We start from the raw sequence: 19,876 nt of genomic DNA, 5'->3' as shown, positions 1-19,876 counted from the left end.
CGAAAAACGCCCCCGGCAGGACCGGAGGCGTTGATGCCATTAAACTTTCTCGTCTTCTCGCCGGAAGGCCCCCTGAACGATGCGGTCTATAACCATCGCACAGAACAGGATGGCGAACCCACCCAACAGGCCCGGACCCTTGGCAGCGTATTGCAGCGCCTCAAGGATTTCCTTGCCCAGCCCGCCGCCCCCGATGAGCGAGATGATCACCACCATCGACAGACACATCAGGATCGTCTGGTTCACCCCGGTCATGATCGACGGCAAGGCCAGCGGGATTTCAACGTCCTTCAGCAATTGCCATTTCGAGGCACCAAAGGCCACGGCAGCCTCTTTGATACTGTCAGGAACACCCTTCATCCCCAAAGCCGTCAGGCGGATCACCGGCGGCATCCCGAAGATGATCGTCGCGAGAATCCCCGGCGGGTTGCCCGTGCCGAAAAAGGCGATGATCGGGATCAGGTACACAAAGGCCGGCAACGTCTGCATCAGGTCCAGAACCGGTTCCGCCGCTCGATAGGCGCGCTGGGATTTGCCGAACCAGATGCCCAGCGGAATGCCAAAGACCACGCACAGCAGCACCGCTGCCCCCACCAGCGCGACTGTCTCCATCGCCACGTCCCAATAGCCAAGCAGCGCGATATAGGCCAACGAGGACGCGGTGAAGATCGCGACCCGAGGTCCCGCGGCACGCCATGCGGTGACACAGATCACCAGCATGACAACCGGCCAGGGTGAGCCGATCAGCGCAATCGTCAGCGCATCCAGGACCGAGCGGACACCCGCAACGATCCCATCAAAGATGTCGCCACCTGCCAGTGCGGCGGCGTCAATCTGCGCCTCCATCCACGACGCGAGAGTGGAGTACAAAGTTCCACCACCGTCGCCCAGGAAAATCTCGGACACCTCTTTTTCGGGAAATGCGTCCAACAATGGAAGTGAGGCGTTTACGGTGAATTTGTACACGATCAACGGACCGATCGCGGCGATCAGAACAGCGCCCAGCACAATGTTGCGGGTGGAGCGACCACTTTCGACGCGCGCCGGGTCAACTCGCCATTTCGAGTACTGCTTTTCATAGACCCGGTCCGCGTAAAAGCCCTGTACCAGCTTGAACACAACCAGCATCAACAGGCCGGTGATCAGAATTCCGGATGCCTCGGACTGCGCGGCTAATGCCCTTTCCAGACTGGTGTCCGCCGCCTTTTGGATATTCTCGGCCATCCGCGTAAAGCGGTCGATATCGGATTGCTCGGTGGCCGCAGCAGCGCGATTCAGGAACTCTTGCGCCCGTTCCTGCTGAGTGGCCGCCCGATCTGCGAATTCGGCACCCGGGTTGCCCCATAAGCCGCGCCCGATCTGGACCCAGGCGATGATTTCAAGGATCAGAAACGTCCAGAACATCCCCCAAACAGCGCGGGACGCAGACCAGAACGGTCCCAGGACTGCCGCCCACATATTGAACGTGTTCGGAACCGCACTGGTGGCGTCGTGGATCTTGTGGAAAGAGTTGACGTAGTAGTCCCCGTTGGGGCCGGTGAATTCGTGGATCGACCGGTCCAGCGCGTCACGGTCAACTTCGATATCCGAGGCAGCAGTGACCTGGATTTCTGCGGTCATGTCAGTCATTCTTGCTTGCCTCCCTGAATTCCGCGCAGCAGGCGCGGCTTGGTCACAACGCCCACATCGGCCCCGGCATCGGTGATGACGACGGGCATGTCGGTGTTCACGGCCAAATCAATAAGCTGATCCAGATCCGCCGCCTCGTCGGCGCGCGGCGCGCCCTCCAGCGGGCCGGAATAACTGGCAACGGGCTCCATGATCGAATGCGCCTTGACGAGTTTCAGCTTCGAGATGCCCTGCACAAATTCGCGCACATAGTCGTCGGCGGGGTTCATCACGATATCCTCGGGCGTGCCGATCTGAACGATGACACCGTCCTTCATGATCGCGATCCGGTGGCCGATGCGAATGGCCTCATCCAAATCGTGGGTGATGAACAGGGTCGTTTTCTTGAGCTGCGCCACCAGTGCCTTGAACTGGTCCTGAAGCTGCAGGCGGATCAACGGGTCGAGGGCCGAGAACGGCTCGTCCATCAGCAGAACCTCGGGGTCCGAGGCTAGCGCGCGGGCGATGCCCACGCGTTGCTGCATCCCGCCGGACAGTTCCTTGGGCAAGCGATCCTCGTACCCCGTCAGGTTCACCAACCCCAATGCATGGTCCGAAACAGCCCACCGTTTGGATTTCGAAACTTTGCGGATTTCTAATGGGTAAGCCACGTTGTCGCGAACCGAGCGGTGCGGCATCAGTGCCATGTGCTGAAACACCATGCCGATTTGCTGGGCTCGAATGCGCCGCAACTCGGTCTCGGAAATCTTCGACACATCATGGCCGAGGATTTCGATCTTGCCTGCCGTCGGCTCAATCAGCCGGTTCACGTGGCGCACCAATGTCGACTTGCCCGAGCCCGAAAGGCCCATAATACAAAAGATCTCACCGCGCGAGACCTCAAAACTGGCATCCTGCACGCCCACTACGCAGCCGTATTGTTCTAAGACCTGCGGCTTGGTGAGCCCCTCTTTCAGGACCGCCTCCATCGCCTCGGGCGCGCGGTTGCCGAAGATTTTCCAGACATGTTCGAGTTTTACGACAGATTCGTCCATTTGCCCCCCAATAAGGCGCTGTTTTGCCAGGCAGATAGGAAAAGGGCCGCGGCGAGCTGTCGCCACGGCCCCGAATGCTGGGTCAGTTGGTCAGCCAGCCGATGACGGTGTCTTCGTTCTCAGACACCCATTGCCGGGCGAAATCCGCCGCTTCGACATTGTCCACGGCCAAGGCCTTACCCATCGCGCTCAGGTCGTCACCCTTCATCTGATAGTTGCGGAACAGGGCTGCCACCTCGGGATGAGCTTCTTCCAGTTCCTTGGCATAGTGAAGGTGCAACGTGGCCCCGTTCCAGGCGGTCGAAGCCTCGGACTTGGACAGCCAATCCGGGTCGTCGGTCGGCTGCACGATGGTCCAAGTAGCCGGATCATGGGCCGGCTCTTCCAGAACGGTCAGGTCCTGCGTCACGAAGATGTAATGCGGGCTGTAGCAGAATCCGATCCACGGCTCTTCCGCCTTGGTCGCATTGGCGAGATTGGCATAAGCGATGGTTTCTTCATACTCGGTCATGTCGAAGAGTTGATCATAACCATATGACTTTGCGCGAATCTTTTCGACCACGGTCGAGGCCCATCCGGGCGCACCGATCCAGACCTCGGGCGTGCCATTTCCGTCAGTATCGAAGATCGCGATCTTGTCGGGATCGCTGAGGTCGTCGATGGACTTGATGTCATGCTTCTCGGCGATGTAGGTCGGAACGCACATGCCCTGCTCGGCCTGAACCGGGTTGCCGTTCATCACGACGGTGCCGTTATCCTTGACGTAGGTGTCGTGCAGGTTCTGCTGGTTCGGCATCCAGACCTCGGGGTGGACATGCATTGATCCGCTATCCATCGCCTCGAACACAATCGGGTTTGTGCCGTTCTGAAGCTCTACATCCAGGCCCAGGTTTTCTTCGATCACAAGCTCAAGGATATGCGCCGTTGCATTGACCGAGGCCCAGTTCGGAACCCCGATTACAATGTCAGCCGCAACCGCCGGCATGGCGACCGCCATCGAAGCGCCACCCAATAGCATCGATAGTTTGTTCATTCGATTTCTCCATGTTGAACATCTTAAGCGCACCAGACAGGTCCGTTCGCCCGGTGGCGCGCTTTGGTTCTTAGTCGGCTGACACTTTTGGTTATGCTTGTGTTTCGTGTCTTGCGTTGCCAACTAAACGCTTAAATTGAAGCATGCACGAGCCGCCGCCATCAAGCGCCACGTGATTGAAACCACGTATATGCGAAATTCATGGAACGGAGTTTCGGTTTATTGGGAAATCTTGGGCTTTACCGGTCAATGCCTGTGCATGGCCGGTCGTCTTACGCTCAAGGCATCGACTTGGCGACGCCCACCGCCGCAGCAAGTTTCCTGGTCGAATACAAGAATATGGCGGAGAGACAGGGATTCGAACCCTGGAGACGGTTTCCCGCCTACACACTTTCCAGGCGTGCGCCTTCGACCACTCGGCCACCTCTCCGTGCCGGCGATATTTGGACTATCCCCTAAGGATTTGCAAGAGGGGAATGGGGCGAAATTCGACCTTTGCCTGTTGGGTCGCAAACACCCCTAAACCTCATCCCCATCGCCGTCAGGAAGGTCAGATTCTGTCATATCGACGGGCCGCGACGTAGGCGGCTTCGCCTGATCGCTTTCAGGCTCGGCGGGCGGTTCCGGGGGCGGCACCGGGCCGTGCAACACTTCAGGGTTGCGCAACCAGACGTCCCGCTGGGCGAACGGGATTTCAATGCCTTCCTCAACGAAACGCTTGTTGATTTCGTGGTTCATGTCGGACTTGACCGACAAGACCCAGTTCACATCCCGCAGGATCGCCCGGATCTCAAAATCCAGCGAATCCGCGCCAAAGCCCTGAAACACAACGCTCGGGGCCGGGTTGGCCAGCACCATCGGATGGCTGTTGGCAACCTCTCCCAGAATTTTCTCGACCCGTCGGGTGTCGGTGCCATACGCAACGCCAACCGGTACGATTACGCGCCCAATGGTGTTCCCGCGGGTGTAGTTCGTCACGACCCCACTGATCAGGTCCGAGTTCGGGACGATGACATCAGTTCTGTCAAAGGTTTCAATCCGGGTTGACCGGACCGAAATGTCGCGTACGTAACCCATCATCCCGTTCACGTCGATCCAGTCGCCTTTCGAGATCGGACGCTCGACCAGCAGGATGATGCCTGAGACAAAGTTCGACACGATAGTCTGCAGGCCAAAGCCGATACCAACGGACAGGGCACCGGCAACGATAGCCAGCGACGACAGATCGAACCCGGCCACCATGATCGCGGACAGGGCTGCAAGGAAAACCCCGACATAGCCGGTGCCCGCCACGATCGCGTTTTGCCCACCCGGGTCAATTTTGGTTTTTGGCAGCAGCGAGTTGCGCAACCCACTTTGCAGCAACCGCGTCAGCCCGTAGCCGATGGCAAATATCACCACGAAGGTGAAGAAGTTGCTGGGTGAGATGGTGACGCCGCCGATATCGAAACCCAGCAACAGCCGCGACCAGGCCTCGGACAGGTCGGTTTGCCGCGCGCCCCAATACAGAGCCAGAACGGGCAACGCCAAAATAGCCATCGCAAATCCGATTAGTACGGCAAACAGTGACTCTTTCGCCGCCTCGCCCTGCCCGCTGATCCACCCGTAGACCGCCGTCAGGAACCGCTGCACGATCACCAGCGCGGCGATCAGGACCAGAGACTTGACCGCTGGGTAGACGATGGCTTCGGCGGCGTTCGTATAGCCGACGACGGCCAAAATCGGGCTGACAATGCCAAGCAGGAACAAGGCGCGGCGCAGGAACTCGATCAACTGGCCCAGCCCCGCGCCGCGCGCTGTGGCGGGCTCATCGGTATCGGCTGGAGCCTCGGAACTGCGGACCTTGCGGACCCGCAGCAGGACCAGCGCGGTGGCAACAGTGACCGGGAATCCCACAACCGCGCGTGTTGCATCCGAGATGTTTTCGATCTGCTCGAACAGGTTCACCAGTTCATGCAGGATCAGCAGTGCCGCCAGCAGGTCAAGGTAGACCCGTATCTCGGCCACGCGTTTGGCGCTCAGCCGTTTGAACCCCTGCGCCTGTTGCAGCACATAGACCTGCCGACCGATCCAGTCGTAGTAGAGGATGATCGCCGCCCAATACGGCACTTTTTCCATCAGCAGCGTGCCGCGAAAACCCGGCACACCGGTCATGACGATGGCTTCAACAATCAGCCAGACGCCAAGCCAGGGCAGGAGGATGCGCAGCAACGATGTCAGGAAAGTCCACACCCCGCTGCCCTGCCCGCCCAGTTGACGCAGGTAGTTCCCGGCAAGTTCAGACCACGTTTTGCCGTAGGACAGCAAAACTCCGGCGACGAGGACCAGCAGGAAGATGCCCAAGCCCTGATTGCGCAACTTTTCATGCACCACATCGGTCTGAAAATTTCTCAGCGCCTCATTGAACAAGCTGCGTCCGGCTTCGGTCACATCCACCCAGGCTGGCCCCCAGTAGACCGGATTTACCGGAGACGGCCCGCGTTCCAGCAGTTCCTTCTTCTGGCGGTTTCTCAGCAGCTTGTCGATCTCGGTGATCAGGCCATTGGCGCGGCTGAACGCCTCTTCCGAGATAATCTGCGGCACCTGCAGGGCGTTTAATTGCCTTTCCAGATGCGCGCGCAAGGCGGCGATGTCTTCGGGTTCTTCAACATCCCCCTCGGGTTCAGGACCAAGCGCCTTTAGCTGCGCTTCGAGCGTCTGAATCCGTTCGGTATTTGCTCCGCGCGCGCTGTTGAAATCATCGCGGTACTCATGGATTTCCGCGCGCAGGTTTTCCAGCGACGCATTTGACGCCCTATCCGCCTCAATAACAGATTCCGCACGATCCGCCGTCTTGACCCAGCCCTGATAGTATTCGCTCTGCTCATCGTTCAACTGGGCCGCAACGGGGCCGCCCAGAACAAGCAGGCAGGTCAGGACAAGCGCAAGAAACCAGCGAACCGGCCGCAGCATCATACGTCCTCGAATACGCCGGGAATGCTGCGTGGGGCTTCGGTCATCCAGTCGGGAACCGGCAACTCTTTTTCACGCAGGAATTCCGGGTTGAACAGCTTGGACTGGTAGCGCGTGCCGTAGTCGCACAGGATGGTCACGATGGTATGACCCGGCCCCAGATCCTTGGCCAGACGCACCGCGCCCGCCATGTTGATCGCTGTCGAGCCACCCATGACAAGCCCTTCTTCGCGCAAAAGGTCAAAGATATAAGGCAGCGCCTCGTTATCCGTCATCTGATAGGCGTAATCCGGTTTGAACCCTTCAAGGTTCTTGGTGATGCGCACCTGACCGATCCCTTCAGCGATCGAGCCGCCCTCCATCGCGATCTCACCGGTGGTGTAATAGGAATAAAGCCCCGCCCCCATCGGATCGACCAGACCGATCTTCACGCCCTTGGGCTGCAGTGCATCAGCCACACCGGCCAGCGTCCCGCCCGAACCCACGGCACAGACAAAGCCGTCTACCTTACCGCCGGTCTGTTCCCAGATTTCCGGGCCGGTGGTTTCCACATGCGCCTGCCGGTTGGCCACGTTGTCAAACTGGTTGGCCCAGATTGCGCCATTGGGCTCGGTTTGCGCCAGTTCCTCGGCCAGGCGGCGTGAGTAGTGCACAAAGTTGTTCGGGTTGCGGTAGGGCGCAGCGGGAACCTGCACCAGTTGCGCCCCGGCAAGGCGCAACATATCCTTTTTCTCCTCCGATTGGGTTTCAGGGATCACGATCACGGTCTTGAACCCCATCGAGGCCCCAACCAGCGCCAGACCGATGCCGGTGTTGCCCGCCGTCCCTTCAACAATCGTGCCGCCCGGTTTCAGATCACCGCGCGCAACCGCATCCCGAATGATGTAGAGCGCGGCGCGATCCTTCACGGACTGACCGGGGTTCATGAACTCGGCCTTGCCGAGAATTTCGCATCCCGTTTCTTCACTGATGCGGCGCAGCCGGATCAACGGTGTTTTCCCTACTGCGTCGGCAAGGTCTCGTGAAATGCGCATGGCACCCTCATGTCATTTGGTATCAGGGAAGATTTACAGCCGCGATCAGACAACCACAAGCGCGATAGTCAGGCGCGCAGACGGTCGCGGTTGCGGGCCAGCCAGTGCGACAGGTTCAGCAACTGTAAATCCTTGAAAACATGTCGGTCCACCATGTCGATGAATTCATCGTAAGGCAAAACCCGGCTGCGAATATCTTCGCCCTCAGCCTCCACCCCACTGGCATCCACCGTTTTGGTCAGATCGGCCAGCCCGACATAGAAATACAGGTAGCCCGTGGACGAACCGCTCGAGGAATAGGCCCCGCCCGCATATTCCAGCGCGTCGACCTTGACGCCCGCCTCCTCCATCATCTCGCGATGGGCGGCCTGTTCGGGGGTTTCGCCGGGGTCGATCATCCCGGCAACAGCCTCCCACAGCCAAGGCTCGGGATCGTCAATCAGATAGACCGGAGGTCTGAATTGTTCCACCAGCAGAACCAGATCGCGCAACGGGTCGTAGGGCAGGACAGCCACGGCAGCACCCTGCATCAGGCTGGCGCGCCTCAGAACCGGGCCCATCGTTCCGTCGTGCTGGCGGTGCTGCAGGTCAATCTCCTCCATCCCGAAGTAGTCGACATAGGCGCGCTTGTGGCGATGTACGATCACGTCCTTGGCGGGGTCCCGAGGGTCGCCGGTTCCACGCTGCCGTGCCATCAGCTTGGCCCATGCGCGAGTCTGGATGGCCCGCACGCTGCGCGCCATATCCTTGGGAGCGACGCGCCCGAAATAGGCCATCTCTTCCTCGGCGGCCAGAACGGTGAGCTCTCCCCGCGCGCCCACCCAATCCTGCAGCGACCAGAAATCACCTGCGGTCCACGCGCCGGGTGACGGAAAGAACACCTGCGCCTCGGCCCTGGTGCCATCGTCCAAATCCACCTGGAGCGCTTGCAGGTCATAGTCGAACCCGCCTTCGTAATAGGCCAATCTTTGAATATCATCTGCGGTCAAGCCACGAACGTAGAGCCCCGGCGCAGTGCCGCCCGGTTTCTTGCAGATCATCGGGAAATCCTGCCCCACCACCGCGCGCACCGCGTGCTCAGGAAGCTGAGCCGAAATTGTCTGCAGCGCGGACGCCTCGCGCCCCAGGACACGTTCAAGAAGCGGTACGTGCCGCAGCGTGCCGTAGAAGAACAAATCTGACACCGAAGGATACTCTCTGGTTGGAGGGGTCGTTTAACGCCAGCGGCGACTTGCTTCTTCGGTCGTAAGCCCTGCGACCAGGGCCCCGATGGCCAGCGTCGTCAGAATTTCGGGAACCATCAATTGCTGGCCGAACTCGATGCCTATGACGAATATGGCTTTCAAAGCCTCGAACGGGCCGTCATAGCGGTGACGCATCGCAAGGCGGAACATCTCGTTACAACCCTGCACGAACAGGCCCCAGAACACCAGCGAGGCGACGCCCGTCAGCCCGTTGTTTACAGCCGAAGTCCAGCCCCTGCCCGCGCGCTTGCCCATGATCTTCCAGCCGCAGATCCAGCCCAACGCGATGTTGACGTAGACGAAATAGCCGTAGTCTTTGCCCTCTTCCGCGTTGTCCATGATCATGCCGGACACCAGAAAGGCCACCACTACCAGACAAACAGCGGCAACTAGTCGAGGGGCATTGGGCATTCCGGGGTCCGTTCTTTAACTGGGTTTTGCTATTGTGATCTGTGTCACATCGCAATTACCGGTGTCAAAGGCTGCGCCGCATGCGGTCAAATAATAATTCCACATGCGGCGAAAACGCTCATCAAACCCCAATTCCGAAATCTGATCCCATTTGTCATTAAACGTGTCGTACCAGCGACGCAGCGTCAGGTCATAGCTTTGGCCGAACTCCTTGGATCGCACCACGCTCAGCCCGGCCTGATTGATTTCCTGTTTCAGGATCGTAGGCGACGGTAGCATGCCCCCCGGAAAGATGTATTTCTGAATGAAATCAACACCATTCCTGTAAAAATCCCACCGGTGGTCACCGACAGTGATGATCTGCAGCGTGGCCTGAGCGCCCGGCTTTAGCCGATCCCGCACGGTTTCGAAATAGACCGGCCAGTATTTCTGCCCAACCGCCTCGAACATCTCGATCGAGGCGATGCCGTCATATTCACCCCGCTCATCGCGGTAATCCTGAAGCTTGAACTCAACGAGATCGGAAAGTCCTGCGTTTTCAATGCGCTTTTCGGAGAACTTCAACTGTTCCTTGCTAATGGTCAGCCCCGTGACCCGTAAGCCACGCTCTTTGGCGGCGTATTCGGCGAAACCGCCCCAGCCACAGCCTATTTCTAGGATGTGATCACCGGGCTTTGCGCCCATCTCATCCACCAGACTAGCATACTTGGCGGTCTGCGCTTTCTCAAGGCTCTCCTGCCCCGTGTCGAACAAGGCGCTGGAATAGGTCATCGTGTCATCCAGCCACATACCGTAGAACTCATTGCCCAGATCATAGTGGTACGAAATGTTCTTCTTTGCCTGAGTGCGGTTGTTGCGATGCAGCCAGAACCGCAGCCTTTCATAGGCCTGCACGAGAAACCGCCCGGTGAACCCGTCGTAAACCGTTTCCGTGCCCCGATGCACCAGATCCATGAACGAGCGCAGGTCAGGCGTGCTCCAATGGCCATCCAGATAAGCGTCTGAAAACCCCAGTTCACCCTCGCGGATCAAGCGGGCGAACACGTCGCCATCATGGATGTCGACCTGCGCGACCGGGCCCGGCTTGCCGCCTTCCATCCGAAACGTGCGGCCATCGGGCAGCGTGATGTCCAGCCGCCCGGACTCCATCTTGTCCAGCATTCTGAACACCTGCGCGAAATATCTGGGCAGGTTTTTCTGCCCCTCGGTCGTGGTCAGGATCATCCGCTCTCCCCTCTGCGGTCTTTAGCAAAAGCTAGGACGGGATTCCGTTTATGGCAAGTTTTCAATTCGTTACCGGCTTTTTCGGCCTTCATACGCCGCCAGAGCCCGCCTACGCCCCTCGGCCAGATCAACAACGGGCGGCGGATAGTCGGCACCGGGTTGCAGTCCCCATGATACCGGCACCGCGTCGAAGTAAGATAACGCCGTATCGGTCGGATCAGAGCGTCCTTCGGCGATCCAGCGCCGCAGATACCCTCCGTTGGGGTCAAAACGTTCCTGCTGGGTCTGCGGATTGAAAATCCGAAAGAAGGGCGAGGCATCGGGGCCGGACCCGGCCACCCATTGCCAGCCCATTGCATTTGCCGCCGGGTCCCAGTCGATCAGGCAATCCTCGAACCACTGCATCCCGATTTTCCAATGGGTCATCAGGTGTTTGGTCAGGTAGCTTGCGACGATCATGCGGGCGCGGTTGTGCATCCGGCCCGTGACGTACATTTCACGCAGACCTGCGTCGACAACGGGAATGCCGGTTTGAGCCCGTTGCCATGCAGTGACGTGCGGATGCCTCGTGTCCTCGCTCCACGGAAACGAGTCCCATTCCGGCTTCCAGTTTTTGGTCAGCATGTGTGGCGTGTGATACATCAGGTGATAGGCAAACTCGCGCCACACCAGTTGCCGCAGATACGCTCCGGTCCCCGGCGCGCCCATCATGGCCGCGCGCTGGACGCTGTGCCAGACGCTGCGAGGGCCGATTTCACCTAGCGACAGGTATTCCGACAGCTTCGAAGTGCCACCAAGGTCCAGCCTGTCGCGGTCGTCGGAGTAGGCGCTGATGTGGGTCAGGAATTCATGCAGATGGTCATGGGCCGCCTGTTCACCGGGTTGAACATGGGCGCGCACGACATGCGCGCCACGCCGCATTGCCGCCCCCATTGCCCAATCGTCAAGCCGGTCGGACGCGGACCATGCCTCGGGCGCTGGCAACCGGGGCGGAGGCGCAATGGGGGCCGGAACATCCCTGCCCTGCACCGCCCGCCACATCGGCGTGAATACGCGAAAGGGTTGGCCGGTTTTGGTGGCGACGGTCCAAGGATCGAACAACAGATGGCCGGGGAATGACTTTGCATTCACCCCGGCCTGAGACAAAGAAGATTTGACCTCGGTATCCCGCGCGATTGCATCAGGGTCATAGGCGCGGGTCCAATAGACATCTTTGGCCCCGGTTTCGGCAATCAAACGCTGCAATTGGTCCAAGGCCTCGCCCCGGCGCAGGATCAGGCGGCTTCCCAGTTGTTTCAGCGAGGCCGAGAAAACCTCGAGCCCCAGTCCCAGTCGCCATTTCGGGGCCGCGCCCAAATGCTGAGCGAGATCGTCGAGAATGAAAACCGGAATGATCGGACGACCGGTTTCCACAGCCGACTGCAACGCAGGGTGATCCGAGACACGCAGATCGCGCCGAAACCACAATATGATCGGAGATTGCATGTTCATCCCTGCCCGCCTTTTTTCGGTTTACGCGACAGGCTGAAGCCCGGATCACAAAACGCGGTCAAGGGCTTCCAAAAGCTGATCAATCTCGTGCCGAGCGGTGTAGTGCGTGAAGCTGACCCGCAGCACGCCCTGCGCAGGATCGACCCCCATCGCCTGCAACGGGCGCACGGCGTAGAAGTCCCCGCCACCGGCCATGATATTGTGCCTTGCCAATTCGGCGGCAACAGGTTCCGCCGGGCGATTCAGCGCAACCGAAACCGTCGGTGCCCGCCGGGTGGCGTCAGCCGTTCCGATCAGCCGAACCGCGTTTCTGTCCTTCAACGCATCCAGCACGGGTTGCAGCAATTCAACTTCATGCAGTCGCATCAGATCGTGAACAAAGGCCCCCTGTGCGGCAGGGCTACTGTCCGGGCCGCCGTGATGCGAACTCAAAGCCTCGATGTAATCCGCCATCCCCGCGCTTGCCGCGATCTGGGCGTGGTCCGGGCCCGCCGGAGTGAACCTCTTGTAAAGCACATCGCCGTTGAAGTGGTGGGCCTGGTTTGGCAGCAACTCTCCGACCGTGCGCCGGATGACCATTAAGCCCTGATGCGGGCCATAGGTTTTGTAGGCCGAGAACAGATAGATATCCGGCCCCAGATCGCCTACATTCGGGAACCCGTGCGGGGCATAAGACACGCCATCAACGCAGACAAACGCGCCTGCGGCATGGGCGATCGCCGTGATCTCGGTCACCGGATTGATCTCACCAATGACGTTCGAGCAATGCGGGAAACAGACCAGACGCACTTTTTCATCCAACAGGTCCTCAAGGTCTTGTGGGTTCAGCGCGCCGGTCTCAGGGTCGATCTGCCATTCCCGCACTTCAATGCCATCATCCGCCAATCGCCGCCACGGACCGGAATTGGCCTCGTGATCCTGATTGGTCACGACAATTGCCTCACCGGGGCTGAGCCATTGCCGGAAAGCCTGCGCCAGAACATAGGTGTTTTGCGTGGTCGAGGGGCCAAAGCTCAGTTCATCCGTATCCACGCCCAAAATGGCGGCCAGGCGGGCTCGGGCTTCGTCCATCTCTTCGCCCGCTAGACGGCTTACCTCAAACGGGTGATAGGGTTGTACCTTGCGCTGGGTGTAGAACCGGGTCAGCCGGTCGATCACCGGCTTACAGGTATACGAGCCACCTGCGTTTTCGAAAAACGCCTGCCCCTGCAGGCTGGGCTCCGAAAAGGCCGGGAATTGAGCCCGAACGAAATCGATATCCAGAGTGCTCATGGCCACTCACTCCTCAGTCACACCGCTCGCATTACAGAGATGCTCCGGTATGTTTCCAGGCATCCCAGACATCACGGCAGTTCTTTCAGCCTTGAACTTTGGTGTACGTCCCCTCACCCGCCAGAATGCCCCGGAACCCACCCGGTTCATCCAGCCCGAACACGATCAGCGGCAGGTTGTTGTCACGCGCAAGTGCGATGGCCGAGGCATCCATGACACGCAACCGCTTGGCCAGAACATCGTCATAAGAAACAGTGTCATAGCGCACGGCGTCGGCGTGAACCTTGGGGTCCTTGTCATACACTCCGTCCACGCCATTCTTGCCCATGAAAATCGCCTCACAGGCCATTTCATTCGCGCGCAGGGTCGCGGCGGTGTCGGTGGTGAAATACGGGTTGCCGGTTCCGGCGGCAAAGATGCAAACCCGCTTCTTTTCAAGGTGACGCACGGCGCGGCGGCGGATGTAGGGCTCACACACTTCGTCCATGCGAATGGCCGAGATGACACGAGTGAACACACCGACCTCCTCAAGCGCGGACTGCATCCCCAGCGCGTTCATGACCGTGGCCAGCATCCCCATATAGTCCGCCGTCGTCCGCTCCATCCCCTGTGCCGAGCCGCTGAGACCGCGAAAGATGTTCCCGCCGCCGATGACCATGCAAATCTCGACGCCCAGATCGTGAACCGACTTCACCTCCTGCGCGATGCGCTGAACCGTGGGCGGATGCAGGCCGAATCCCTGATCGCCCATCAACGCCTCGCCCGAGATCTTCAACATGACACGTTTATATTTTGTTTTTGGGGGTTCGACGGGCTGGGTAAGGGTCATATTGCGCTCCGGGCTGGCACGGGTTTATTTGCGGCGCAAAATGAAGCAAAACCACCGCAGGTTCAATGCGGATACTGAGCAACAAGGCAACCCGGAATGGCCAATCGCCCTGCCGTGAATATTTGGGACACGCTTCCGCCCATACCGCAGGGCAAACCGGTGCTGATCGCGGGGCCGACGGCCTCGGGCAAATCCGCGCTCGCGCTGGAGATTGCCGACAGGTTCGGCGGCGTGATTGTCAACGCTGACGCCAGTCAGGTTTACGACTGCTGGCGGATCATTTCGGCACGCCCGTCGCCAGAGGAAGAAGCCCGCGCGCCGCACCGGCTGTACGGGCATGTCGCATTTGATCAGGAATATTCCACCGGCCATTGGCTGCGCGAGGTGGTGCCTCTGCTATTTGCGGATCAACGACCGATTATCGTCGGCGGTACGGGGTTGTACTTCACCGCTCTGACGGAAGGCATGGCCAAGATCCCCACCACGCCGCCGGAAACCCGCGCGACGGCCGATCAGATGACGACTGAAGCCTTGATCGCGGGCGTGGATGCGGAAACGCTTGGCCGGATCGACACCAACAATCGCGCCCGAGTCCAGCGCGCGTGGGAGGTTCAGCACGCCACCGGACGCAGCCTTGCGTCCTGGCAGTCCGACACACCGCCCCCGGTACTGGCTTTGCAAGACACGGTTCCCATTGTCTTTGACGTTGAAAAAGACTGGCTTTTGAACCGCATAGAACGCCGCTTTGACCTGATGCTGGACATGGGGGCGCTGGACGAGGTTGCGGCAATGCGGGACCGGTATGACCCATCCTTGCCAGCCTGCAAAGCCATCGGCGTGCCGGAGCTGATGGCCTATCTGGACGGGAAAATGACGCTGGAACAGGCGCGCGAAAGAGCCACAATCTCGACCCGTCAATTCGCAAAGCGCCAACGCACATGGTTCCGCGCCCGGATGAAAAACTGGAATCACGTTGATTTCTCAAAGTGATACTCCGCACAGTTGATTCTTTTCTAAGCGGCATTTGAACAGCGCTGATACACCGGCAATCCGCGTGAATTTCACGCCCCTGATCGTCGGGTCAGAGCGTTTCGAGCGTTCCAAACCGAGCGGCAATCGCCCGTCTGGAACAGGCAAACGCAGTGTGTGGATGTCGTTTTTCGCCCACGAATGACGATTTCGAACATTGACCTATAGGGAATTCTGGTGCCGAATGTCGCCATGGGGATGTTGAGAATCCAAAAAAGAAAACCCATCGACCTACCATTCGGCGCTCACCACGCCGGGTAGTTCAGAACTTCATGACAAAAAAATAGCGTCACAGGGAGAGACCTAAATGAAAAATCAGACTTTGACCGGAGCGCCGGTTCATTGGGCTGCTGAAATGCACGTCAAGGAATATCGCGAAGGCAATCTGAACCGCCGTGAATTCCTGGCTCGCGTAACCGCGCTGGGCGTCGCCGTACCGGCGGCCTACAGCATGATCGGTCTGCAATCACCGGCAGCCGCGGCCGAACCGCAGCGTGGCGGCACCATCCGCTATCAGATGGAAGTACGTGCACTGAAAGACCCGCGCACCTTTGACTGGACCCAGATCGCGACCTTCACCGCTGGTTGGCTGGAATATCTTGTTGAATACAACAACGATGGCTCCTTCAAGCCGATGCTGCTGGAAAGCTGGGAGGCTAACGATGACGCCACCGAATACACTCTGAACGTCCGCAAAGGCGTGAAGTGGAACAATGGTGACGATTTCACCGCCGAAGACGTTGCGCGCAACATTACCGGATGGTGCGATTCGTCGGTCGAAGGGAACTCAATGGCGTCGCGCATGGCGTCGCTGGTTGACGAGAGCACTCAGAAAGCCGCCGATGGTGCCATCACCGTTGTCGACCACCACACCGTAAAACTGAAGTGCAACGCGCCGGACATCACGATTATTCCCGGTATGGCCGACTATCCTGCAGCCATCGTACACAGCAGCCACGACCCGGCAAACATGCTGGCCAACCCGATTGGCACCGGCTTCATGCTGCCCGAAAGCCACGAAGTGGGTGTCAGAGGCGTTCTGGTCCGCAATGAAGGCTTCGACTGGTGGGGCTATGAGGCTGGGAAAGGCGGCTATGTCGACCGGATCGAATTCATTGACTACGGTACCGACCCCGCAGCCTTCCTGGCCGCGTATGAGGCTGAAGAGATCGACATGAACTGGGAGTCGGTCGGTGAATTCGTCGACATCTTTGATGGCATCGGCCTGGTTCGCTCGGAAATCCCGTCCGGCTTTACCATCGTCATCCGCCCGAACCAGTTGGCTGAAGACGCAGACGGCAACAAAATCTATGGCGACAAACGCGTGCGTCAGGCGCTTGCAATGGCCGTGGATAACGCGGTCTGCCTGGAACTTGGCATGTCCGGCTATGGTATCGCAGCCGAAAACAGCCACGTTGGCCCGATGCACCCCGAATATGACTCGTCGGTAACGCGTATCCCCTATGATCCTGCAGCGGCCAAGGCCCTGATGGACGAAGCGGGCATGGGCGATTACGAACACGAAGTGCAGTCGATCGACGATGACTGGCGTCGGAACACCACCGCCGCTGTTGTCGCCCAGTTGAACGACGCGGGCATCAAGGCCAAGCACACCGTTCTGCCTGGTTCAACTTTCTGGAACGACTGGACCAAATACGCCTATTCGTCGACCAACTGGAACCACCGCCCACTTGGCACGCAGATCCTGGCGCTGGCCTACAAGTCGGGTGTGGCGTGGAACGAATCCGGTTTTGCCAACGAAGAGTTCGACACCCTGCTGGCCGAGGCGAACTCGATCGCCGATGTTGATCAGCGCCGCGAGGTGATGGCAAAGCTGCAGGCGATCATGATTGAAGAGGGCGTTGTTATCCAACCCTACTGGCGGACGGCAATGCGCCACCACCGCGACAATCTGGTAGGTGTTGAAAAGCACATCGCGGACCTGCCGCAAATCTACAAGTTCGGCATCGTTTCCTAAGCCGACGACATACAGGGCCGCGCCACTCTGGCGCGGCCCTTTCGTCATGAAAGCGGCGATAAAAAACAGCGATGCGTGAACCCATTAAGGAATTCACGCTGGCCGACCAACAGGGGCTAACATGGGACTTTTTATTCTTAGGCGCGTCGGCATTATGCTTTTGACAGCATTGTGTCTGACATTCCTGGTCTTCTTTCTGACCAACCTTTACCCGAACCTCGAAAAACTTGCGAAAACACAAGGTAACTTCCGCATGTCGGATGAGCAGGTCGCAAGCTTCCTTGAGAAAGGCGGGTATCTGCAGCCAGTGCCGATCAAATACGGCGAATGGCTGGGCGTTCTGCCATCGTACCGGCATACGAACGAAGACGGCACCGTTCAGGGCAGATGTATTCTGCCGGGCCAGTCCGCCGAAGAGGCACCGAATTTCTGCGGTATCCTGCAGGGGTACTGGGGATATTCCACGGTCTTCAAAGAAGAAGTCTCAACCGTTGTTGGCACCCGGCTGGCCCTGACGGGTCGGCTGATGTTCTGGGTGATGCTGCTGATGGTCCCGTCGGCCCTGATCCTTGGCATTCTGGCTGGGATGAAGGAAGGCTCGGCCACCGACCGGACGCTGTCGACCTTTGCGATCACGACGACGGCGACGCCAGAATACGTTTCAGGCGTGATCTTCATCGCGATCTTTACCTCGTCCGCGGTCGGATTGAAGTGGTTTAAGGGCACCGCCACGCAGGCGATGGAGAACCCGACGTTTGAGAACTTCTTTCTGCCGGTGCTCACCATTGCGCTGTACGGTATGGGCTATATCGCCCGCATGACCCGCGCCTCGATGACCGAGGTGATGACGGCGCAGTATATCCGCACCGCGCGCCTTAAGGGTGTCTCGTTCCCGAACATCGTTATGAAACACGCGCTGCGCAATGCGCTGATCGCGCCGTTCACTGTCATCATGTTGCAGTTCCCATGGCTGCTGAATGGTGTGGTGATCGTCGAGACCCTGTTCAACTACAAGGGCTTTGGCTGGGCGCTGGTACAGGCGGCCGGCAACAATGACATCCAGCTCTTGCTGGCGATCTCGGTCGTGTCGGTCTTTGTGGTGCTGGTGACGCAGCTGATCTCGGATATCGGCTATGTCTACCTCAACCCGCGCATTCGCATCGCTTAAGGAGGGCTAGATTATGGAACCACTTACCTGGACCGGCTCTATCGCCTTCCTCAACCCGATCTTCGCGCTTGCGCTGGGTCTGATGGCCCTGTCCATCATCGTCTGGATGCTGGCTAGCATGGTGCTGCCCGAGGACCAGATGACGGTCAATCCGGACGGCACGCTGACCTCGAACTCGAGCGCCCGGAACATGATACAGTTCGCGCTGCGCTACAGCTTCCTGGCCAGTGTCGGGCTTGCGCTTGCCTATATCGTCCTTGGCATCTTGATGGGCACGAGCGCCGGGATCATCGGCGCGATTTCCCAGCAATTCCTGCCGGTTTGGCTGTCGCTGATCATCCTTTACGCCATGTCGATCGCGTTCAAACGCAGGCTGGGCTTGTATGGCAAGCTGTTTGACAGCCCCATCGGCATGATCGGCTTTGGCCTTGTGATGTTCTGGGTTTTCACCGGGATTTTCGGCGCGCTTGATCTGATCGTGACCCATGACTCGCTATCTCAGGTCTCGGGCATGAAGAACAAGGTGCCGGGCACGCCCCTGCCCAATCTGGAAGAGGGTCAGTACGCCTGGTATCTTCTGGGCGGTGACAATCTGGCCCGCGACGTCTTTAGCCGCATGGTCAAAGGCGCGTGGATCGTTGTTCAGATCGCCCCGCTGGCGACGATGTTTGCCTTTATGGTCGGCATCACGCTGGGCCTGCCTGCTGGTTACTATGGCGGGCGGCTGGATACGCTGCTGTCTTTCCTGGCGAACCTGATCCTGGCCTTCCCTGTGATCCTGCTGTTCTACCTGCTGGTCACCCCCGAGATCGTTGCGACCGGTGTCCCGAACTATATGGCCGCCGTGCTGTTCGTATTCCCGATCATCTTCCTGGGCGTCCTGCTGAACTCGCGCTTTTACACGCGGCCGAGTTTCCGGACGCCGTTGTTGATCGGAGTTCTGGGTGTTGCGCTGTGGCTCTACCTGTCGCTGATTTCGACCAAGGGCTACATCATCAACACCGACAGCTACAGCATTTGGGGCCTGCCGACCTATCTTGATCTGTTCGACATTCCGGGCGGTATTCTGGTGGTGTTTGTCTCGGTGGTCTTCGTGAACTCGCCCACGGTGTTCCGCATCGTGCGCGGGCTGGCGCTGGACATCAAAACTCGCGATTACGTGGCTGCGGCCCAGACACGTGGTGAGGGTCCGTGGTACATCATGCTGTGGGAAATCCTGCCCAACGCGCGTGGCCCGCTGATCGTCGATTTCTGTCTGCGCATCGGCTACACCACCATCCTTTTGGGGACTTTGGGCTTCTTTGGGCTGGGCCTTCCGCCGGAAAGCCCGGATTGGGGATCGACGATTAACGAGGGGCGTAAGCTTCTATCGATCTACCTGCACCCTGCCCTTCCGCCCGCGCTTGCCTTGCTGTCGCTGGTTCTTGGGTTGAACCTGTTGGCCGATGGTCTGCGCGAAGAGAGTCTGAAGGACTGATTGTGATCGAGGCCGGGGGCTCTGCTCCCGGACCCCCGCGATATTTTTAGCCAGATGAAGGCGATCCCCCG

General features: G+C 59.1%; 15 protein-coding genes and 1 tRNA gene. 4 read left to right on the top strand and 12 right to left on the bottom strand.

Features of this window, described 5'->3' with window-relative positions; genetic code table 11:
• Positions 1-39 precede the first annotated feature (39 nt).
• The 12 genes from ACR0JN_RS14150 to pyrH form a co-directional block, all read right to left on the bottom strand.
• A complete protein-coding gene (locus tag ACR0JN_RS14150) occupies positions 40-1,629 on the bottom strand; it encodes an ABC transporter permease (RefSeq protein ID WP_480886470.1) in 1,590 nt (529 codons plus the stop codon).
• Positions 1,626-2,663, bottom strand: coding sequence for a quaternary amine ABC transporter ATP-binding protein (locus ACR0JN_RS14145; protein WP_480817064.1), 1,038 nt, complete (start codon positions 2,661-2,663; stop codon positions 1,626-1,628). Before ACR0JN_RS14145 ends, ACR0JN_RS14150 begins: the two co-directional genes overlap by 4 nt.
• An 82-nt stretch (positions 2,664-2,745) precedes the next feature.
• Positions 2,746-3,696: an ABC transporter substrate-binding protein gene (locus ACR0JN_RS14140; protein WP_480817065.1), complete on the bottom strand. Its 951-nt coding sequence runs from the start codon at positions 3,694-3,696 to the stop codon at positions 2,746-2,748.
• Positions 3,697-4,036: 340 nt separating this feature from the next.
• Positions 4,037-4,126 (bottom strand) — tRNA-Ser (locus ACR0JN_RS14135).
• An 89-nt stretch (positions 4,127-4,215) separates the two neighbouring features.
• On the bottom strand, positions 4,216-6,648 hold the full coding sequence (locus ACR0JN_RS14130) for a DUF3772 domain-containing protein (RefSeq protein WP_480886468.1): 2,433 nt from the start codon (positions 6,646-6,648) through the stop codon (positions 4,216-4,218).
• Positions 6,648-7,682: a cysteine synthase A gene (locus ACR0JN_RS14125; protein ID WP_480886466.1), complete on the bottom strand. Its 1,035-nt coding sequence runs from the start codon at positions 7,680-7,682 to the stop codon at positions 6,648-6,650. Before ACR0JN_RS14125 ends, ACR0JN_RS14130 begins: the two co-directional genes overlap by 1 nt.
• 68 nt (positions 7,683-7,750) lie before the next feature.
• On the bottom strand, positions 7,751-8,866 hold the full coding sequence (locus ACR0JN_RS14120; RefSeq protein WP_480886465.1) for an NUDIX domain-containing protein: 1,116 nt from the start codon (positions 8,864-8,866) through the stop codon (positions 7,751-7,753).
• Positions 8,867-8,896: 30 nt separating this feature from the next.
• Positions 8,897-9,337, bottom strand: a complete 441-nt coding sequence (locus ACR0JN_RS14115; RefSeq protein ID WP_480817069.1) for a TrgA family protein — start codon at positions 9,335-9,337, stop codon at positions 8,897-8,899.
• Between the two features lie 15 nt (positions 9,338-9,352).
• Positions 9,353-10,561 (bottom strand): class I SAM-dependent methyltransferase, encoded by a 1,209-nt coding sequence (locus ACR0JN_RS14110; protein ID WP_480886462.1) that lies wholly within the window; start codon positions 10,559-10,561, stop codon positions 9,353-9,355.
• 69 nt (positions 10,562-10,630) lie between these two features.
• Complete coding sequence (locus ACR0JN_RS14105; RefSeq protein ID WP_480886459.1) at positions 10,631-12,052, bottom strand: cryptochrome/photolyase family protein; 1,422 nt, start codon at positions 12,050-12,052, stop codon at positions 10,631-10,633.
• 45 nt (positions 12,053-12,097) lie between these two features.
• Positions 12,098-13,324, bottom strand: a complete 1,227-nt coding sequence (locus ACR0JN_RS14100; RefSeq protein ID WP_480886458.1) for an aminotransferase class V-fold PLP-dependent enzyme — start codon at positions 13,322-13,324, stop codon at positions 12,098-12,100.
• A gap of 85 nt (positions 13,325-13,409) precedes the next feature.
• The gene (pyrH, locus tag ACR0JN_RS14095) at positions 13,410-14,153 is read right to left on the bottom strand and encodes a UMP kinase (RefSeq protein WP_480817073.1); all 744 of its coding nucleotides are present in this window, start codon (positions 14,151-14,153) and stop codon (positions 13,410-13,412) included.
• A 96-nt stretch (positions 14,154-14,249) separates the two neighbouring features.
• Here pyrH and miaA point away from each other — a divergent pair, with 96 nt between their 5' ends.
• The 4 genes from miaA to ACR0JN_RS14075 all read left to right on the top strand — a co-directional run bounded on the left by miaA (position 14,250) and on the right by ACR0JN_RS14075 (position 19,805).
• Positions 14,250-15,143, top strand: a complete 894-nt coding sequence (gene miaA / locus ACR0JN_RS14090) for a tRNA (adenosine(37)-N6)-dimethylallyltransferase MiaA (protein ID WP_480886457.1) — start codon at positions 14,250-14,252, stop codon at positions 15,141-15,143.
• 346 nt (positions 15,144-15,489) lie between these two features.
• Positions 15,490-17,160 (top strand): ABC transporter substrate-binding protein, encoded by a 1,671-nt coding sequence (locus ACR0JN_RS14085; RefSeq protein WP_480817075.1) that lies wholly within the window; start codon positions 15,490-15,492, stop codon positions 17,158-17,160.
• A 121-nt stretch (positions 17,161-17,281) separates the two neighbouring features.
• Entirely contained in the window at positions 17,282-18,328 is a 1,047-nt protein-coding gene (locus ACR0JN_RS14080; protein ID WP_480817076.1) for an ABC transporter permease, read from the top strand.
• A 13-nt stretch (positions 18,329-18,341) separates the two neighbouring features.
• Entirely contained in the window at positions 18,342-19,805 is a 1,464-nt protein-coding gene (locus ACR0JN_RS14075; RefSeq protein ID WP_480886455.1) for an ABC transporter permease, read from the top strand.
• Positions 19,806-19,876: the final 71 nt, after the last annotated feature.

The sequence above is a fragment of the Ruegeria sp. G12 genome, from assembly GCF_056533565.1.
The sequence above is the reverse complement of the archived record's forward strand: the minus strand, read 5'-3'. Positions and strand labels throughout refer to the sequence as shown.

Excerpts from the sequence above, each read along its gene's own strand:
- ACR0JN_RS14150 (WP_480886470.1), bottom strand. The coding sequence starts at position 1,629 with ATGACTGACATGACCGCAGAAATCCAGGTCACTGCTGCCTCGGATATC.
- ACR0JN_RS14145 (WP_480817064.1), bottom strand. The coding sequence starts at position 2,663 with ATGGACGAATCTGTCGTAAAACTCGAACATGTCTGGAAAATCTTCGGC.
- ACR0JN_RS14140 (WP_480817065.1), bottom strand. The coding sequence starts at position 3,696 with ATGAACAAACTATCGATGCTATTGGGTGGCGCTTCGATGGCGGTCGCC.
- ACR0JN_RS14130 (WP_480886468.1), bottom strand. The coding sequence starts at position 6,648 with ATGCTGCGGCCGGTTCGCTGGTTTCTTGCGCTTGTCCTGACCTGCCTG.
- ACR0JN_RS14125 (WP_480886466.1), bottom strand. The coding sequence starts at position 7,682 with ATGCGCATTTCACGAGACCTTGCCGACGCAGTAGGGAAAACACCGTTG.
- ACR0JN_RS14115 (WP_480817069.1), bottom strand. The coding sequence starts at position 9,337 with ATGCCCAATGCCCCTCGACTAGTTGCCGCTGTTTGTCTGGTAGTGGTG.
- ACR0JN_RS14110 (WP_480886462.1), bottom strand. The coding sequence starts at position 10,561 with ATGATCCTGACCACGACCGAGGGGCAGAAAAACCTGCCCAGATATTTC.
- ACR0JN_RS14105 (WP_480886459.1), bottom strand. The coding sequence starts at position 12,052 with ATGAACATGCAATCTCCGATCATATTGTGGTTTCGGCGCGATCTGCGT.
- ACR0JN_RS14100 (WP_480886458.1), bottom strand. The coding sequence starts at position 13,324 with ATGAGCACTCTGGATATCGATTTCGTTCGGGCTCAATTCCCGGCCTTT.
- pyrH (WP_480817073.1), bottom strand. The coding sequence starts at position 14,153 with ATGACCCTTACCCAGCCCGTCGAACCCCCAAAAACAAAATATAAACGT.
- miaA (WP_480886457.1), top strand. The coding sequence starts at position 14,250 with ATGGCCAATCGCCCTGCCGTGAATATTTGGGACACGCTTCCGCCCATA.
- ACR0JN_RS14085 (WP_480817075.1), top strand. The coding sequence starts at position 15,490 with ATGAAAAATCAGACTTTGACCGGAGCGCCGGTTCATTGGGCTGCTGAA.
- ACR0JN_RS14080 (WP_480817076.1), top strand. The coding sequence starts at position 17,282 with ATGGGACTTTTTATTCTTAGGCGCGTCGGCATTATGCTTTTGACAGCA.
- ACR0JN_RS14075 (WP_480886455.1), top strand. The coding sequence starts at position 18,342 with ATGGAACCACTTACCTGGACCGGCTCTATCGCCTTCCTCAACCCGATC.